Source organism: Pseudonocardia asaccharolytica DSM 44247 = NBRC 16224 (genome assembly GCF_000423625.1).
In the GTDB taxonomy this organism is placed as follows: domain Bacteria; phylum Actinomycetota; class Actinomycetes; order Mycobacteriales; family Pseudonocardiaceae; genus Pseudonocardia; species Pseudonocardia asaccharolytica.
The window spans coordinates 240292-255579 of sequence record NZ_AUII01000004.1 but is presented as its reverse complement, the minus strand read 5'-3'; the positions used below and the strand labels follow the sequence as shown (position 1 = coordinate 255579).

The 15288-nt window shown below is 73.0% G+C and carries 14 protein-coding genes; 3 read left to right on the top strand and 11 right to left on the bottom strand.

Annotation, left to right across the window (positions count from 1 at the left end):
* Nucleotides 1–174 precede the first annotated feature (174 nt).
* Together G567_RS0107115 and G567_RS0107110 are read left to right on the top strand one after the other, a co-directional pair.
* A complete protein-coding gene (locus G567_RS0107115) occupies nucleotides 175–888 on the top strand; it encodes an NUDIX hydrolase (protein ID WP_028929434.1) in 714 nt (237 codons plus the stop codon).
* A 5-nt stretch (nucleotides 889–893) separates the two neighbouring features.
* Entirely contained in the window at nucleotides 894–1571 is a 678-nt protein-coding gene (locus G567_RS0107110) for an LON peptidase substrate-binding domain-containing protein (protein WP_028929433.1), read from the top strand.
* Here G567_RS0107110 and G567_RS27280 read toward each other — a convergent pair.
* Genes G567_RS27280 through G567_RS27275 form a run of 6 tightly spaced genes read right to left on the bottom strand, consistent with a single transcriptional unit; the run spans nucleotide 1568 to nucleotide 6547 of the window.
* Nucleotides 1568–2107 carry a type II toxin-antitoxin system PemK/MazF family toxin gene (locus G567_RS27280; protein ID WP_084795938.1) on the bottom strand — a complete coding sequence of 180 codons (540 nt, stop codon included), beginning with the start codon at nucleotides 2105–2107 and terminating at the stop codon, nucleotides 1568–1570. The genes G567_RS0107110 and G567_RS27280 overlap by 4 nt on opposite strands.
* 37 nt (nucleotides 2108–2144) lie before the next feature.
* Nucleotides 2145–2357: a biotin synthase auxiliary protein BsaP gene (gene bsaP / locus G567_RS0107100; protein ID WP_028929432.1), complete on the bottom strand. Its 213-nt coding sequence runs from the start codon at nucleotides 2355–2357 to the stop codon at nucleotides 2145–2147.
* Nucleotides 2354–3370 (bottom strand): biotin synthase BioB, encoded by a 1017-nt coding sequence (gene bioB / locus G567_RS0107095; RefSeq protein ID WP_028929431.1) that lies wholly within the window; start codon nucleotides 3368–3370, stop codon nucleotides 2354–2356. The genes bsaP and bioB overlap by 4 nt, the downstream gene beginning before the upstream one ends.
* Nucleotides 3367–4059 (bottom strand): dethiobiotin synthase, encoded by a 693-nt coding sequence (bioD, locus tag G567_RS0107090; RefSeq protein ID WP_028929430.1) that lies wholly within the window; start codon nucleotides 4057–4059, stop codon nucleotides 3367–3369. The genes bioB and bioD overlap by 4 nt, the downstream gene beginning before the upstream one ends.
* The gene (locus tag G567_RS0107085; protein ID WP_037056106.1) at nucleotides 4056–5168 is read right to left on the bottom strand and encodes an 8-amino-7-oxononanoate synthase; all 1113 of its coding nucleotides are present in this window, start codon (nucleotides 5166–5168) and stop codon (nucleotides 4056–4058) included. Before G567_RS0107085 ends, bioD begins: the two co-directional genes overlap by 4 nt.
* A gap of 44 nt (nucleotides 5169–5212) precedes the next feature.
* The gene (locus G567_RS27275) at nucleotides 5213–6547 is read right to left on the bottom strand and encodes an adenosylmethionine--8-amino-7-oxononanoate transaminase (protein WP_186814223.1); all 1335 of its coding nucleotides are present in this window, start codon (nucleotides 6545–6547) and stop codon (nucleotides 5213–5215) included.
* Nucleotides 6548–6723: 176 nt separating this feature from the next.
* On the opposite strand from G567_RS27275, the gene G567_RS0107070 reads away from it, so the two are divergent.
* Nucleotides 6724–7596, top strand: a complete 873-nt coding sequence (locus G567_RS0107070; RefSeq protein ID WP_028929428.1) for a PaaX family transcriptional regulator — start codon at nucleotides 6724–6726, stop codon at nucleotides 7594–7596.
* 186 nt (nucleotides 7597–7782) lie between these two features.
* Here the strand turns inward: G567_RS0107070 and dnaE are convergent, their stop codons facing one another.
* The 5 genes from dnaE to G567_RS0107040 all read right to left on the bottom strand — a co-directional run bounded on the left by dnaE (nucleotide 7783) and on the right by G567_RS0107040 (nucleotide 15266).
* Complete coding sequence (gene dnaE / locus G567_RS0107065) at nucleotides 7783–11373, bottom strand: DNA polymerase III subunit alpha (protein ID WP_051232473.1); 3591 nt, start codon at nucleotides 11371–11373, stop codon at nucleotides 7783–7785.
* A 279-nt stretch (nucleotides 11374–11652) separates the two neighbouring features.
* Complete coding sequence (locus G567_RS27270) at nucleotides 11653–12822, bottom strand: glycosyltransferase (protein WP_037056105.1); 1170 nt, start codon at nucleotides 12820–12822, stop codon at nucleotides 11653–11655.
* Between the two features lie 19 nt (nucleotides 12823–12841).
* A complete protein-coding gene (locus G567_RS27265) occupies nucleotides 12842–13801 on the bottom strand; it encodes a hypothetical protein (protein ID WP_051232471.1) in 960 nt (319 codons plus the stop codon).
* A complete protein-coding gene (locus G567_RS27260; protein WP_084795937.1) occupies nucleotides 13794–14462 on the bottom strand; it encodes a DUF998 domain-containing protein in 669 nt (222 codons plus the stop codon). The genes G567_RS27265 and G567_RS27260 overlap by 8 nt, the downstream gene beginning before the upstream one ends.
* Nucleotides 14463–14594: 132 nt before the next feature.
* Nucleotides 14595–15266: a hypothetical protein gene (locus tag G567_RS0107040; protein WP_028929426.1), complete on the bottom strand. Its 672-nt coding sequence runs from the start codon at nucleotides 15264–15266 to the stop codon at nucleotides 14595–14597.
* Between the last annotated feature and the right edge of the window lie 22 nt (nucleotides 15267–15288).

The window sequence follows — 15288 nt, the reverse complement described above, 5'->3', positions numbered from 1 at the left end:
AATCGAAAACGGGCCCGATCGTAGCAGCAGGCCGCCCCGCCGGACACCGCGACCGTGACCGGCACCTCACCGACAAGTCAGGTTCCCGACACCCGGAGTTTGCCGGGCACCCATCCGCTCATGATCAACGGGGTGCGCCGGATGCGGCCCGTACCTGGGCTTAGGCTTCCTCCCATGTCCGGCATCCACCTCGCTCGTCCGACGGGTCACGAGGTGCTCGCCGCCGTGCTGCAGGTTCGCGACGGCGCGCTGCAGGTCCTGGCCTGGCAGCGGGCCTTCGAGCCGGACGCGCGACGCTGGGCGTTGCCGGGTGGCCGGCTACCGGACGACGAGGACGTCGAGGCCTCGGTGCGCCGCCAGCTCGCCGAGAAGGTCGACGTCCGCGGGGTCACCCATGTCGAGCAGCTCGGGGTCTTCAGCGCCCCGGACCGGGTGCCGGGCGAGCGCCTGGTCGCGACGGCGTTCCTCGGGCTGGTGCCCGCCGACGCCGACCCGGCCGTTCCCGCCGACACCGCCTGGCACCGGGTCGCCGCGCTGCCGCCGACGGCCTTCGACCACGCCGAGATCATCGCCGCCGCCCGGGACCGGCTGCGGGCCAAGCTGTCCTACACCAACCTCGGGTTCGCACTGGCCCCGGCGACGTTCACGATCTCCGCGCTGCGCGAGCTGTACGCCGCCGCGCTCGGGCACCCGGTATCGGCGACCAACCTGCAGCGGGTCCTGACCCGGCGCGGGCAGCTGGAGCCGACCGGCGAGGTCGCTCCCCCGGGCCCGGCCGGCGGGCGGCCCGCGGCGCTGTTCCGGTTCGCGAGCCGGATGCTGCGGGTCACCGACGCCTTCGCCGTGCTGCGGCCGCCGGGCGACCAGGGACGGACCGTCGTACCGTAGGCGCCGTGGCCGCGTCGCTCCCGTTGTTCCCGCTGGGAACGGTTCTGCTGCCCGGCGCCCCGCTGCCGCTGCACATCTTCGAGCCGCGCTACCGCCAGCTGACGTTCGACCTGGTCACCGGGGTCGTGCCGGACAAGCAGTTCGGCATCGTCGCGATGCGCGACGGGTGGGCCCCCGACACGCACGGCATGGCCGGGTTGCACGAGGTCGGGTGCACCGCCGAACTGCTCGACGCCCGGCGGCTGCCGGACGGCCGGTTCAACATCGTCACCCGGGGCGCGCGCCGGTTCCGGTTGCGGGAGCTCGACGCCGAGTCGAGGCCCTACCTCATGGGTACGGTCGAATACCTGCCCGACGACCCCGCGGCGGCGAGCGACGCCTCGATCTCGGCGCTCGCCGCCGCGGCCCGCGCCGCCTACCGCCGCTACTGCGCGACGGCACGACGGAACGACGACTGGTCCGAACCTGGGCCGGACGTCTCGCCGGACGCGCTGGCGCATGTGCTCGCCGCCGACTGCGTGCTGCCGGTCGACGACCGGCAGCGGTTGCTCGAGCAGACCTGCCCGGCCAAGCGGCTGCGGATGGTGCGCGCGATCCTGACCCGCGAGACGGAACTACTGACCCGGCTGCGCGCCGTCCCGGCCTCGATCGGGTCCTTCGCCGTCGAGCACAGCCAGAACTAGATCCAGCCGAACCGTCCGCGCAGCTGGTTGGCGACGTGGTCGAAGCGGATCCGGTCCAGCACCGCACCCTCCCGGCGGATGTCGTGCTCACCGATCTCCAGCACCCGGTCCAGCCGAACGTAGGACGCGCGGCCCTCCCGGTCCCACCCGCCGGACCCGATCCCGGCCCAGTCCGGATCGTCGGCCCGGTCGGCCTGGCTGGACAGCATCAGCCCGAGCAGGTCGGAGTCGTTGCGACCGACAACGAGCATCGGACGGTCCTTGCCCTGCGCCGGGTCCTCCTCGAACGGCACCCAGGCCCACACGATCTCGCCGGGGTCGGCGGCACCGTCGAGGTCGGGTGCATAGCTGATCCGACGAGCGCGCTCCTCGGCCGGGACGGTCTTCGCACGACCACGTCGCTCGGCCGGGGCGGCGTGTGCGCCGCCGTCCCGCTCGATCGTGGCCACAGTGCTCGACATCGTCGTCGGCTCCTTCGACGGCCGGTCCTGCCCGGCCGTCTCCGTGCGGCGAAACAACCGCCTCCAGTTCACCATGCGCCACAGGATGCCGGAACCGCGCCGCGGTGCGTCCTCAGCACACCCCTTCGGGTGAGAAAATCTCGCCGTGCCTGCTGCAGCGGGCGGTCCAGCCCATCGGGGTCACCTGCACCACCATCCGCCGCGCGCACTCCGCGCAGTACCGCGGCGGCTCCAGCTCCCGCCGCACGGCACACCGGACATGCCCGCCGGCCTCGGCCGACCGGCCGCACTGATCACAGAACGCCGCGGCCACCGGGGCGCTCACAGCGTGTCGTTGAGGGCCTTGAGCGGCATCGCCAGCTCCCCGAGCAGATCGATATCGGCCTCGGCCGGCCGCCCCAGCGTCGTCAGGTAGTTCCCCACGATCACCGCGTTGACCCCGCCCAGCAGCCCCCGGCGCGCCCCCAGATCCCCCAGGGTGATCTCCCGGCCGCCGGCGAACCGCAGGATCGCCCGCGGCAACGCCAACCGGAACGCCGCCACCGCGCGCAGCGCGTCCGGCCCCGACATCGGCTCCAGCTCCCCGAACGGGGTCCCCGGCCGCGGATTCAGGAAGTTCAACGGCACCTCGTCCGGGCCCAGCGCCGCCAGCTGCCCGGCGAACTCCGCGCGCTGCGCCAGGCTCTCGCCCATCCCGACGATCCCGCCGCAGCACACCTCCATCCCGGCCTCGCGGACCAGCCGCAGCGTCTCCCAGCGCTCCTCCCAGGTATGCGTGGAGACCACCTGGGCGAAATGCGAGCGCGCGGTCTCCAGGTTGTGGTTGTAGCGGTGCACCCCCATCGCGGCCAGCGCCTCGGCCTGCTCGGGCGTGAGCATGCCCAGCGAACAGGCGATGTTGATGTCCAGCTCGTCCTTGATCGCCGCGATCCCCGCCGCCACCTGGGCCATCAACCGCTCGTCGGGCCCGCGCACCGCCGCCACGATGCAAAACTCCGTCGCCCCGGTCTTCGCGGTCTGCTTGGCCGCCTCCACCAGCATCGGGACATCCAGCCACGCCGCGCGCACCGGCGAGTCGAACAGCCCCGACTGCGAGCAGAAATGACAGTCCTCCGGGCAGCCCCCGGTCTTCAGCGAGATGATCCCCTCGACCTCGACCTCCGGCCCGCACCAGCGCATCCGCACCTCGTGCGCCAGCGACAGCAACTCCTCCAGCACGGAGTCGGGCAGCCGCAGCACCTCGAGAACCTGGGCCTCCGACAGGCCCTCACCGTTCTCGAGAACCTGGGCCCGGGCGAGCGCAAGAATGTCCGACTGCTCTGTGGTCACGGTGGTCACGCCTGGGGAGTGTGCCATCCGCCCCCCAGCGCTGGGGCCAGGGTGTGACGGGCGAGTTCGGCGAACTCGCCCACGGGCAGCGTCGCGGCGCCGTCGGGCAGCGCGCCGAGCAGCGGGACGCCGGTGACAACGGGCAGGTCAGCGATGTTGTGCCGGGCCGCGAGGTCGGGCTCGGCGGGCCACGCCCCGACGACGACGCCCGCGCAGGTCAGCCCGTGCGCCCGCAGCGCCTCGACGGTCAGCGCGCTGTGGTTGAGCGTGCCGAGGCCCGCCGCCGCGACGACGAGCACCGGCGCGTCGAGCAGCGCGGCGACCTCGGCGAGGGTGCCCTCGTCGGTGAACCGCACGAGCAACCCGCCCGCGCCCTCCACCAGCACCAGGTCGTGGTCGGTGGCCAGCTTCGTGGCGACGTCGGCGGCCTCGGCCGGGGTGACGGGGACGGCCCCGGCCCGTCGGGCGGCGGTCAGCGGGGCAAGCGGATCCGGATAACGCGCCAGCTCCCGCGTGGTCACGCCGGGGACCAGCCGCTCGACCTCGGCGAGATCGCCCGCATCGGCGGGCCCGACCCCGGTCTGCGCGGGCTTGAGCACGGCCACCCGCTCGCCGCGGGCGACGGCGTTCGCGGCGACGGCCGCGGTGACGATCGTCTTGCCCACGCCGGTCCCGGTGCCGGTGACGACGAGGATCACGGCCGTGCCTGCGCCAGCACCGTCGCGAGCACCGCGCGAGCGCGGTCCAGATCGGGCTCGGTGAGATCGGCCCGGGCCGTCAGCCGCAGCCTGCTGGTCCCCTCCGGCACCGACGGCGGGCGGAAACACCCGACCCGCAGCCCCAGCTCAGCGCAGCGCCCGGCCGCCGCGAACGCGACCTCGGGTTCCCCCAGCACCACCGACACCACCGCCGACGGCGGCGCGGGCACCCCGGCCGCCTCGGCCAGCGCCGCCGCGGCGGCCAGCACCGCCCCGGGCAGCCCCGGATCCTCGCGCAGGATCTGCAGCGCGGCCAGCGCGGCCCCGGCACAGGCGGGCGCCAGGCCGGTATCGAAGATCATCGTGCGGGCGGTGTCGACCAGGTGGTCGATCACCCGCCGCGGGCCGAGCACTGCACCGCCCTGGCTGCCCAGCGACTTGGACAGCGTCATGGTCAGCACGACGTCATCCGCCCCGGCGAGGCCCTCGGCGGCCACGTGCCCGCGCCCACCCGGCCCGCACACCCCCAGCCCGTGTGCCTCATCGACGACCAGCGCCGCCCCGCGGGCCCGGCACACCGCGTGCAGTGCCCGCAACGGCGCCAGATCGCCCTCGGCGGAGTTCACGCTGTCGGTGACGACGACGGCGCGCTCCTCGGTGCGCCGGGCCAGCGCGTCCTCGACGGCGGCGAGGTCGTTGTGCGGCGTGACCGCGACCCGGGCGCGGGAGAGCCGGCAGGCGTCGACCAGCGAGGCGTGGTTGGCCGCATCGGAGACGATGAGCGACCCTGGCCCGGACAGCGCCGTGACCGCGCCGAGGTTGGCCGTGTAGCCGGAGGAGAACACCAGCGCCGCCTCGGCGCCGGTGAACGCCGCGAGGGCGTCCTCGAGCCGGGCGTGCAGCTGCGTGCTGCCGGTGACCAGCCGCGATCCCGTAGAGCCCGCGCCCCAGGTGCGCAGTGCGTCCGCCGCGCCGTCGATGACCCGCTTGTCCCGGGACAGGCCGAGGTAGTCGTTGCCCGCCAGGTCGAGCAGCGGCTCGTCGGCGGGACGGGGCCGCAGCGCGCGGCGCAGCCCGTCGGCGCGACGGCGCTCGGCGTTACGGTCCATCCAGGCCAACGGATGCTCACGTGCGGGATCCACGACCAGCGACCCTATGCGCCGGGATCCGGCGCCGGTACGTGATGTCGCCCGGATCGCCGCGGTTGGCCCGATCCCGCCGAGCTCGCGGCCGCGGCCGCACGAACCCCGTCCGTGATCATCGCGAGTTCCTCGGCGGTGCACACGTAGGGCGGCATCGTGTAGACGAGGTCGCGGAACGGCCGCAGCCACACCCCAGCGTCGGTCGCCGCCGCCGTCGCCGCCGCCAGGTCCACGTCGTGGTCGAGCTGTACCACCCCGATCGCGCCGAGCACCCGCACGTCGACGACCCCCGGAAGGTCCCTGGCGGGCGCGAGCCCGTCGCGCAACGCCGCCTCGATCCCCTTGACCCGGCCGCGCCAGTCCTGGGAAAGCAGCAGGTCCACCGACGCGTTCGCGACCGCCGCCGCGAGCGGGTTGCCCATGAACGTCGGGCCGTGCATGAGGACGCCGGCTTCGCCCTCGGAGATCCCGCGGGCGACGTCGGTCGTGCACACCGTCGCCGCCATCGTCAAGTAGCCGCCGGTGAGTGCCTTGCCGACGCACATGACGTCCGGGCTGACCCCGGCATGGTCCGCGGCGAACAGCTCGCCGCTGCGGCCGAAGCCGGTGGCGATCTCGTCGAAGACCAGCAGCACGTCGTGGGCCAGGCACAGCTCGCGCAGCACATGCAGGTAGCGCGGGTGGTGGAAGCGCATCCCGCCCGCGCCCTGCACCACCGGTTCGACGATCACGGCGGCCAGCTCGCCGGCGTGGGTCTCGACCAGCTCGGCGAGCTCCGCGACGTAGGCCGTCTCGAACTCCCGCGGCGGCGCGCTCGCGAACACCTGCCGCGGCAACACGTCCGACCACAGCGAGTGCATGCCGCCCTCGGGGTCGCAGACGCTCATCGCCCCGAACGTGTCGCCGTGGTAGCCGCCCCGCCAGGTCATCAACCGGTGCTTGCCAGGCCGTCCTCGCGAGCGCTGGTACTGCAGGCACATCTTGATCGCGACCTCGACCGACACCGAGCCGGAGTCGGCGAGGAACACGTGCTGCAAGGGCTCCGGGGAGATCCCGACCAGCCGGTGGGCGAGCTCGACCGCCGGGCCGTGGGTGAGCCCACCGAACATGACGTGGCTCATCGCGCCGAGCTGGCGGGTGATCGCGGCGTCGAGGACGGGGTGGCGGTAGCCGTGGATCGCCGCCCACCACGACGACATTCCGTCGACCAGTTCGCGGCCGTCGGCCAGCCGCAGCCACACCCCCGACGCCGCCGCGACGGGCAGCGGGGGCTGCCGCGCCGGCAGCGGGGCGTAGGGGTGCCAGACGTGCCGCCGGTCGATGGCCAGCAGTTCATCGGCCCTCACACCGAGCGAGCATAGGAGCGCCCGGCTCTCCCGCCGCAGCATGGTGACTTTCGGCCACCTCGATCGACGACGACGCCGCGCGCCCGCCGCTCCCCCTCGCCCTGCCCGCAGCCACCAGGCTGCGGGCAGGGCGAGGGGCCAGCACCGTCGACGCCGACGACTAGGCTGGACAGATCATGAGCACCGCCGCCCGCGACGCCGCTATCGAACCGACTCATCCGGCGCTGTCCCGCCGCCGCGAGCTCGGCGCGACCAGCGCGCGCTCGCTGCTGCTCACGGTGCTCGGCGAGTTCGTGCTGCCACGCGGGGAGCCTGTGTGGACCCAGGTGCTTCTCGACGTGCTCGGCGACCTCGGCGTCGAGCCGAAGTCGGCCCGCCAGGCGCTCGCCCGCACCGCCGCCGAGGGGCTGCTCGTCTCCGGCCGGGCCGGACGCCGGGTCCGCTGGTCGCTCACCGAGCCCGGCCGCCGCCTTCTCTCCGACGGCGCCGCACGCATCTACGGCTTCGGCGCGGCCGCGCCGCGGTGGGACGAGCGCTGGCTCGTACTGCTCGTGAGCGTTCCCGAGTCGCGCCGCCAGCTCCGGCACCGGTTGCGCACGCGGCTGGCGTGGGCTGGGCTCGGGTCGCCGTCACCCGGGGTGTGGCTGTCCCCTGATCCGGACAAAAAGGACGAGGTGGCCGAGGTCATCGAGGATCTCGGCCTGGCTGCGGTGACGAGCTCGTTCATCGGCCCGTTCGGCCCGATCGGCGCGCAACAGGAGGTCGTGCGGCAGGCCTGGGACCTGGCCGAGGTGGAGAAGGCCTACGAGGAGTTCATCGCGACGTTCGGCGACGCCGACCCCACCGACCCCGCCGACGTCCTCGCCCACCAGATTCACCTGGTCCACGCCTGGCGGCGCTTCCCGTTTCTCGACCCGAAGCTGCCCGGTGAGCTGCTGCCGCGCGGCTGGGCGGGCGCTCGGGCGGCGGAGCTTTTCGACACCCTGCACCGCAGGTGGGACCGCCTGGCGCAGCAGCACTGGCAGCAGTTGATCGTCGCTGCGAGCTGATCCGGGCGGGACCGGGCTCCGGCGTATGCCGCGCACTCCACCCTCCGGCGCGGCTTCGCCCAGGCAGCGGCTCGACACCGGACCGCGCCCGTGCGCGAGCTGCTGTCCCGGGCCGGCGGCAGCCTCGAGTCGCTCTAGAAGGCCGCGGCGACGCGCGAGGCGTACCGGCCGCCGGGCACGTGAGGCCTACCCCAGGCAGCCCGGCCCGAGCAACGCCTTGAGGTCACCCATCAGTGCGGAGCTGGCGGTGACCCGCAGGCCGTCGTCGAGCCGCAACACGGTGGTGCGGGTGCCGTTGATCAGGCTCAGGTGGACCGGGCGCGGGCCAGGATGGCTGGTGAGGACGTCCTTGAGCTTCGCCACCACCGGCGGAGTGCACCGGGTCGCGGCGAGGCTCACCGCCACCGGAGCGCTGTTCTCCTCCCCCGCGGCCAGGAGATCGGGCACCGCGAGGTCGTTGGCGATCAGCGAGACACGGTCGTCCCGCTTGCTCACCCGCGCCTTGACCAGCACGATCGCGTCCTCGGCCACGTCGATCCCGACCACCTGGTAGCAGCGCGGGAAGAACAGCACCTCGATGCCACCGGCCAGATCCTCGATCTGGGCCGACGCCCACGGCTCGCCGTTCTTGTTCACCCGCCGGTTGACGCCCGCGAGGATGCCGCCGACGGCGACCTGCGCGCCGTCGCCGACCGTGCCGTCGAGGATGTTCTGGATCGGGGTGTCGGCCTTCGCCGCGAGCACGTGCTCGACGCCGTACAGCGGGTGTCCCGACACGTAGAGGCCGAGCATCTCCCGTTCGACGGCGAGGCGGTGTTTGGTGTCCCATTCCTCGGTGGGCACCTTGACGTCGAAGATGCCGGCGAAGGCCTCCTCGGCAGCGCCGTCGGAGCCGCCGTCCAACGAGCCGAACAGGTCGAACTGACCCATCGAAGCCGCCCGCTTCGTGCTCATCACCGCATCGATGGCCTCGGCGTGCACGAGCAGCAGACCCTTGCGGGAATGGCCGAGCGAGTCGAACGCCCCTGCCTTGATCAGCGATTCGATGACCTTCTTGTTACAGACCACCGCGTCGACCTTGCGCAGGAAATCGGAGAAGTCGGTGAAGGCCCCCTTCTCCTTGCGCGCCGCCACAATGGCGTCGACGACGTTCGCACCGACATTGCGGATGCCGCCCAGCCCGAACCGGATGTCATTGCCGACCGGCGCGAAGTTGCGCACCGAGTCGTTGACGTCGGGCGGGAGCACGGTGATACCCATACGGCGGCATTCCGCCAGGTAGACAGCGGCCTTGTCCTTGTCGTCGCGAACGGACGTGAGCAGCGCCGCCATGTACTCGGCCGGATAGTTCGCCTTGAGATAGCCGGTCCAATAGGAAACCAGGCCGTAGCCGGCGGTATGCGCGCGGTTGAACGCGTAGTCGGAGAACGGGAGCAGAATATCCCAGAGCGTTTTGACGGCCTCGGCAGAATAGCCGTTGTCGCGCATGCCCTGGGCGAAACCCTCGTATTCCTTGTCGAGGATCTCCTTCTTCTTCTTGCCCATCGCGCGGCGCAGCAGGTCGGCCTGGCCGAGGCTGTAGCCGGCCAGCTTCTGCGCGATCGCCATGACCTGTTCCTGGTAGACGATCAGGCCGTAGGTCTCGCCGAGGATGTCGGAGAGCGGCTCGGCCAGCTCGGGGTGGATCGGGATGATCTCCTGGCGGCCGTTCTTGCGGTCGGCGTAGTCGTTGTGCGCGTTCGCGCCCATCGGGCCCGGCCGGTAGAGCGCCAGCACCGCCGAGATGTCCTCGAACGTCGTCGGCTCCATCCGGCGCAGCAGGTCGCGCATCGGCCCGCCGTCGAGCTGGAAGACGCCGAGCGTGTCGCCGCGGGCCAGCAGCTCGTAGGTCGTCGGGTCGTCGAGCTCGAGGGTGTCGAGGTCGAGCGAGGGCTTGCCGTTGGCCTCGATATTGGCCAGCGCGTCGTCGATGACGGTGAGGTTGCGCAGGCCGAGGAAGTCCATCTTGAGCAGCCCGAGCGTCTCGCAGGCGCCCATGTCGAATTGCGTGATGATCGCGCCGTCGGCCTCGCGGCGCTGGATCGGGATGACGTCGATCAGCGGCTTCGCCGACATGATCACGCCGGCGGCGTGCACGCCCCACTGCCGCTTGAGCCCCTCGAGCCCGCGCGCCGTGTCGATGATCTCCTTTACCTGCGGGTCGGTCTCGTAGAGCGCGCGGACCTCGGCGGCCTCGGAGTGGCGCTTGTGGCCCGGGTCGAAGATCCCCGAGAGCGGGATGTCCTTGCCCATGACCGCCGGGGGCATCGCCTTGGAGATCCGGTCGGCCACCGAGTAGCCGGGCTGGCCGTACAGCACCCGGGCGGAGTCCTTGATCGCGGCCTTCGCCTTGATCGTGGAGTACGTGATGATCTGGGCGATCCGGTCCTCACCGTACTTCTCGGTGACGTAGCGGATCATGTCCCCGCGCCGGCGTTCGTCGAAGTCCATGTCGATGTCGGGCATCGAGACGCGCTCGGGGTTGAGGAACCGCTCGAAGATCAGCTTATGCCGGATGGGATCGAGGTCGGTGATCCCCATCGCGTAGGCGACCAGGCAGCCGGCCGCCGAGCCACGGCCGGGGCCGACCCGGATGCCGTTCTGCTTGGCGTACTGCACCAGGTCGGCCGTCACCAGGAAGTAACCGGGATAGCCCATCTGGCAGATGACGCCGACCTCGTACTCGGCCTGTACACGGTGGGCCTCCGGCACGCCGCCGGGGAACCGCCGGTGCAGCCCGCGCTCGACCTCCTTGACCAGCCACGACGCCTCGGTCTCGCCCTCCGGGACGGCGAACCGCGGCATGAGGTCCTGGCCCTCGACGAACTCGACGTTCACCCGCTCGGCGATATGCAGCGTGTTGTCGCAGGCCTCGGGATGGATCGGGTCCCACAGCGCGCGCATCTCGGCCGAGGACTTGAGATAGAAGTCCTGCGCGTCGAACTTGAACCGGTTCGGGTCGGCCAGCGTCTTGCCGGTCTGCACGCACAGCAGGACCTCATGCGACTTGGCGTCGCCGGGGTAGGTGTAGTGCAGGTCGTTGGTGGCCAGCCCGGGCAGGTCGAGCTTCTTCTTCAGCGCGAAGAGGTCCTCCTGGACCCGCTTCTCGATCGCGATCCCGTGGTCCATCAACTCGCAGAAGAAGTTGTCCTTGCCGAAGATGTCGCGATAGTCCGACGCGGCCTGGCAGGCGGCGTCGAAGTCGCCCTGCTGCAGCAGCCGGGCCACCTCGCCGGACGGGCAGCCGGTGGTGGCGATGATCCCCTTGCCGTAGGTCTCCAGCAGTTCCCGGTCCATCCGGGGCTTGTAGTAGTAGCCCTCCAGCGAGGCCAGCGAGGAGAGCCGGAAGAGGTTGTGCATCCCCTCCGTGTTCTCGGCGAGCAGCGTCATGTGGGTGTACATCAGGTCGGGGTTGTCGTCGCCGACGACCTGCCCGCCGAGCGTGGCCTTCTTGCGCTCGTGGCGACTGCCCGGGGCCAGGTAGCCCTCCATTCCGATGATCGGCTTGATGCCCGCGGCCTTCGCCTTGCGCCAGAACTCGTAGGCGCCGTACACGTTGCCGTGGTCGGTCATCGCCAGCGCCGGCATCCCCATCTTGGCCGCCTCGGCGAACAGGTCGTCCAGCCGCGCCGCTCCGTCGAGCATGGAGAACTCGGTGTGCGTATGCAGGTGCACGAAGCTGTCGGTGCCCCCCGGAGACGACGCCGACGTCCCTGCGGTTCCTGCCGATCTGGTCATCGAGGCTTGCGCACACCCTTCCGCGAGCGGCCGGTGCGGACGCGGACGCTCGAGAACACCCGCGCCACGTCCGCTGGGGACGAGCCAGCCTAACCCCGGTGCCCGACGGTTCCGGGCAGCCTCGGACCGCCGTCGCCGAACGCGCTGTTCACCCCGTCGACCGGCGTGTCCCGGCGCGCGCTCCGCCAGACCGCACAGGAGCGGCGCACGCACCGCTGATCGACGTCTGCGCCGCTCGCGGGCCGCGTGTGGAGGCGTTCACGTGCCGGAGCGGGGCGCTCAGGCGGCGGCGATCCGGTCGGTCGTGTGCCCGAGCACCCGGCGGTAGAGGTCCTCGAACCGGTCGAGGGTCTTTCCCAGCGCGTGCGAGCCCGCGATCTGCCTGCTCACCGCGCCCATCCGGCGGCGCAGCGGGGCGTCGGCGAGCAGTGTCGCGAGCCGCGCGCTCAGCGCCTCGACGTCTCCGGGCTGGTAGAGCCAGCCGTTGCGGCCCGGCCGGACGAGGTGCGGCAGGGCCATCGCGTCGGCGGCCACCACGGGCTTGCTCGCCGACATGGCCTCCAGCGTCGCCAGGCTCTGCAGCTCCGCGACCCCCGGCATGCAGAACACCGCGCAGCGCCGATAGGCGGCCAGCAGCTCCTCCTCGCTGACGAAGCCGGCGAAGCGCACGCGTTCGGCCGGCCCGAGCTCCTCGGCGAGCGCGGTCCATGCGCCGCGTCGCGCCCCGTCGCCGACGATCTCCAGCCGGGCCGGCAGCCCGGCGGGCAGCAGAGCGAACGCCCGCAGCAGCTCATCGACCCGCTTCTCCTGGTCGAGCCTGCCCACGAACAGCACGGTCGGCACGTCGGCCTCCACCCCACCGGCGTACCGGTCTGCGTCGATGCCGCAGGAGACGGGCAGCGCGCCGGCGATCCCGGCGGATTCGGCGAGCAGCTGCACCGCGCGCGGGGTCGGCGCGCTGACGACGGCGGCGCGGCCGAACACCCGCGCCAGGTCCCGCCAGGCCCACCGCGCCGCGGCCTGCCGCAGCGAACCCGGCACGCGGGCGTGGGCGAACAGGTTCTCGGGCATGAAGTGGTTGGTCGCGACCAGCGGACGACCCGCGCCGGACGCGGCCACCGCGAGCCCGCGCCCGACGACGAAATGCGCCTGTACATGCACGACGTCCGGGTCGAGGTCGTCGAGCACGGTGGCGGTCGCGGGCCCGGCCTGCCATGGCAGGCAGATCCGGAAGTTCTCGTGCAGCGGGTAACGGTACGAGCGGATCCGGTGCACGGTGAGACCGTCGCGGCGGTCCCGGCCGGCCGGCCCGTCCGGCGACGGCGCGACGACGTGGACGTCATGCCCGCGACCGGCGAGCCCGGTGGCCAGCCGCTCGGCGAACCGAGCGGCCCCGTTCACGTCCGGGGGGTAGGTGTCGGCCCCGATCACGATCCGTAGCGGTGGCACGGTATTCCTCTCTGTCAGGTCAGAAGTCGGGACGGCCGGGCTGCACCGACGCCGCGGCGGTGTTCAGCGTGCGGCCGGGGGCGGTCGCGTCCGGGTGGTAGCGGGCCAGGGCGAGCACGCCGATGGCGGCCGCGACGGCGCAGCCGGCCATCCCGAGGGCGGTGAGCACCCCGATGGCGGCGCCCTCGCCGAGCAGCAGCACGCCCAGCCCGACGGCCACCAGCGGGTCGATCACGGTCAGGCAGCCGATGACCAGTTCCGGAGGGCCGGACGCGAACGCCTGCTGGACGAGCCAGCCACCCACGACCAGCAGCACGACGGTGCCGGCGAGGACCCCGGCGACGTCGAGGGCACCGGCCCCGGCGGCGAGCTGTTGCGCCAGGGCCCGCAGCAGCGCCGAGACCAGCCCGAACGCAATGGCTCCCGCCGTCGCGCAGGCGATGCATCGGACCGATCCCGAGGTCAGCGCGGCGATCCCGGTCACGGCGAGCACGACGGCGCCGATGGCCGCGCCGGCCAGCAACAATGCCGTGGCGTCGACCGGAGCACTCACCGCGCTGCCCGCGGCGAGGCTGACGAATCCGCCCACGCCGGCGACGCTCAGCGCGACGCCGCCGAGCACCCCGGAGACGGGCCGGACGCCGCTGGAGCGGGCGGCCAGCAGCACCGCGAACGGGACGGCGAGTACGCCGATCGGTTGCACCACCGAGACGGGGGCCAGCACCAGGGCGACGGCGTGCAGTCCGGCACCCGCCGCGGCCAGCGCGAGCCCGGCGAGCCAGCCCGGCCTGCGCAGCAGCGCACCGACGGGGCGCAGCTCGAGCCGCAGGCCCCCGGTGGTCCCCGTGGCCCCCGCCGCCACCGCGGTCGTGACGGCCCGGTGCTGGAGGGTGGCGGCCATGGCGAAGGAACCGGCGCCCAGCACCGCCAGGGCGACGGCGAGGACGGTCGGTAGGTGGGAACCCAGCGCGTCACTCACCGGAACCTCCCGCGCCCGCCACAGCCGGGACCGGTCCGGAGACCCCGGCCTGCTGTCCGCAGAAACCGGCCGTCGCGAGCAGCAGCACGATCACCACGCCGTACAGAACACGCTCGACCAGCCCCAGCAGGGGAAATCCGGGTGAACCAAAGAAAACGATCGGGACATGGCTCAGCAGGAACGCCACGCTCAGCGTCCCGCCGCCCACCGCCAGCCGGGCCAGCCCCCGTGCGCCGCCCAGGCTGTGCCGCGCGAGGCTCCACACCACCAGCGGCAGCCCCGCGAAGACCCAGGCCCCGGCGTAGCGGTGCACGGCGGCGGCGACGTCGACGGGTGCGCCGGGAGCGTTGGTGGGGAACACCGCGACCAGCACCAGCGCCACGCTCCAGCTCACCAGCAGGCCGGCCAGCGGCACGGCGCCCGGCAGCCGCCGCCGGACCAGCCCGGCCGCGAGCAGCCCACCCGCCGCGGCCAGTGCCAGCGCACTGATCCCCAGCAGCTCGTATCCGCCCGGAACCACGATGTAGTCACTGATCGTCTGGGCCAGCGGGTCTACCGCGGTCGAGCCCGCGACGTGTAGGAACCCGATCGGGAACAGGGCAGTGATCACACAACCGACCACGCAGCCGAGGACTCCCGACTCGCTCCCCCTCAAGGTCATGGATCAACCCTCGCAGCGCGCGCGGCGGGACGACATCAGGAACTCCCCCCAGTCCGATCGGGGGTACCCCGGAAACCCGCCCCTGTGAGTGCGTAACAGTGTTAGAACACTGTTACGCACTCACAGGGGCGGTCAGCGGGCCCCGGGGACCGGCCCGTCGTCGGGCGGCGGATCGGCCCGTTCGGTCTGCTCGGGCAGCAGCGGGGCCAGCGCCAGCTCCGCAGGCGTCGTACCGGCCGGGGCCGCCTGCACCGCGCGCACCTCGGGCTGCGCGGCCAGCGCCGCCAGCGCGGCCCGGTCGCCCTCGACCACGAGCGCGAGGACGCAGGCGCAACCGGGGGCGGTCAGCGCGGCGTGCGCGGCGGCCGCGATGGCACCGGCCCGCCCTGGCAGGCGCGCGGCGTCGGCCGCCGCGGCGTGCGCGGCGCGCTGCCGGGCGATGTCGAGCGCCTGCGGGAGCGCACCCCCCGGATCGAGCGCCTCGAAGTGCAGCGCCGTCTGCACCCGCGGCAGCGGCACCCGCAGCACCACCGATTCGGCCCGCAGTCCCCCGGCAAGCGCCGCCGCCTCGGCCGTCGTCACCTCGGCGGTGAGCTGTACGAGCGCCGGGGCGCTCGACCCGGGTGCGGGCAGCTGCGCGGGCAGCCGCGCGAGGTAGCCGGCGACCGGCTCTCCGGGGTCGGGGCCGAGTCGCACCGAGCCCGCGGCCGGCTGCGGCGCCGCGGGCGCGAACCGGCCCCCCGCGTACCAGGCCACGAGCAGCGCGACGGCGACGCAGCCGACCCAGACCGCGAGCCGCCGCATCCGCTCCCCTTCCCGCCGACCC

Coding starts and splice junctions, on each gene's coding strand:
- G567_RS0107115 (WP_028929434.1), top strand. CDS start 175: ATGTCCGGCATCCACCTCGCTCGTCCGACGGGTCACGAGGTGCTCGCC.
- G567_RS27280 (WP_084795938.1), bottom strand. CDS start 2,107: ATGGTGAACTGGAGGCGGTTGTTTCGCCGCACGGAGACGGCCGGGCAG.
- G567_RS0107085 (WP_037056106.1), bottom strand. CDS start 5,168: ATGGACCGTAACGCCGAGCGCCGTCGCGCCGACGGGCTGCGCCGCGCG.
- G567_RS0107070 (WP_028929428.1), top strand. CDS start 6,724: ATGAGCACCGCCGCCCGCGACGCCGCTATCGAACCGACTCATCCGGCG.
- dnaE (WP_051232473.1), bottom strand. CDS start 11,373: ATGACCAGATCGGCAGGAACCGCAGGGACGTCGGCGTCGTCTCCGGGG.
- G567_RS27260 (WP_084795937.1), bottom strand. CDS start 14,462: ATGACCTTGAGGGGGAGCGAGTCGGGAGTCCTCGGCTGCGTGGTCGGT.
- G567_RS0107040 (WP_028929426.1), bottom strand. CDS start 15,266: ATGCGGCGGCTCGCGGTCTGGGTCGGCTGCGTCGCCGTCGCGCTGCTC.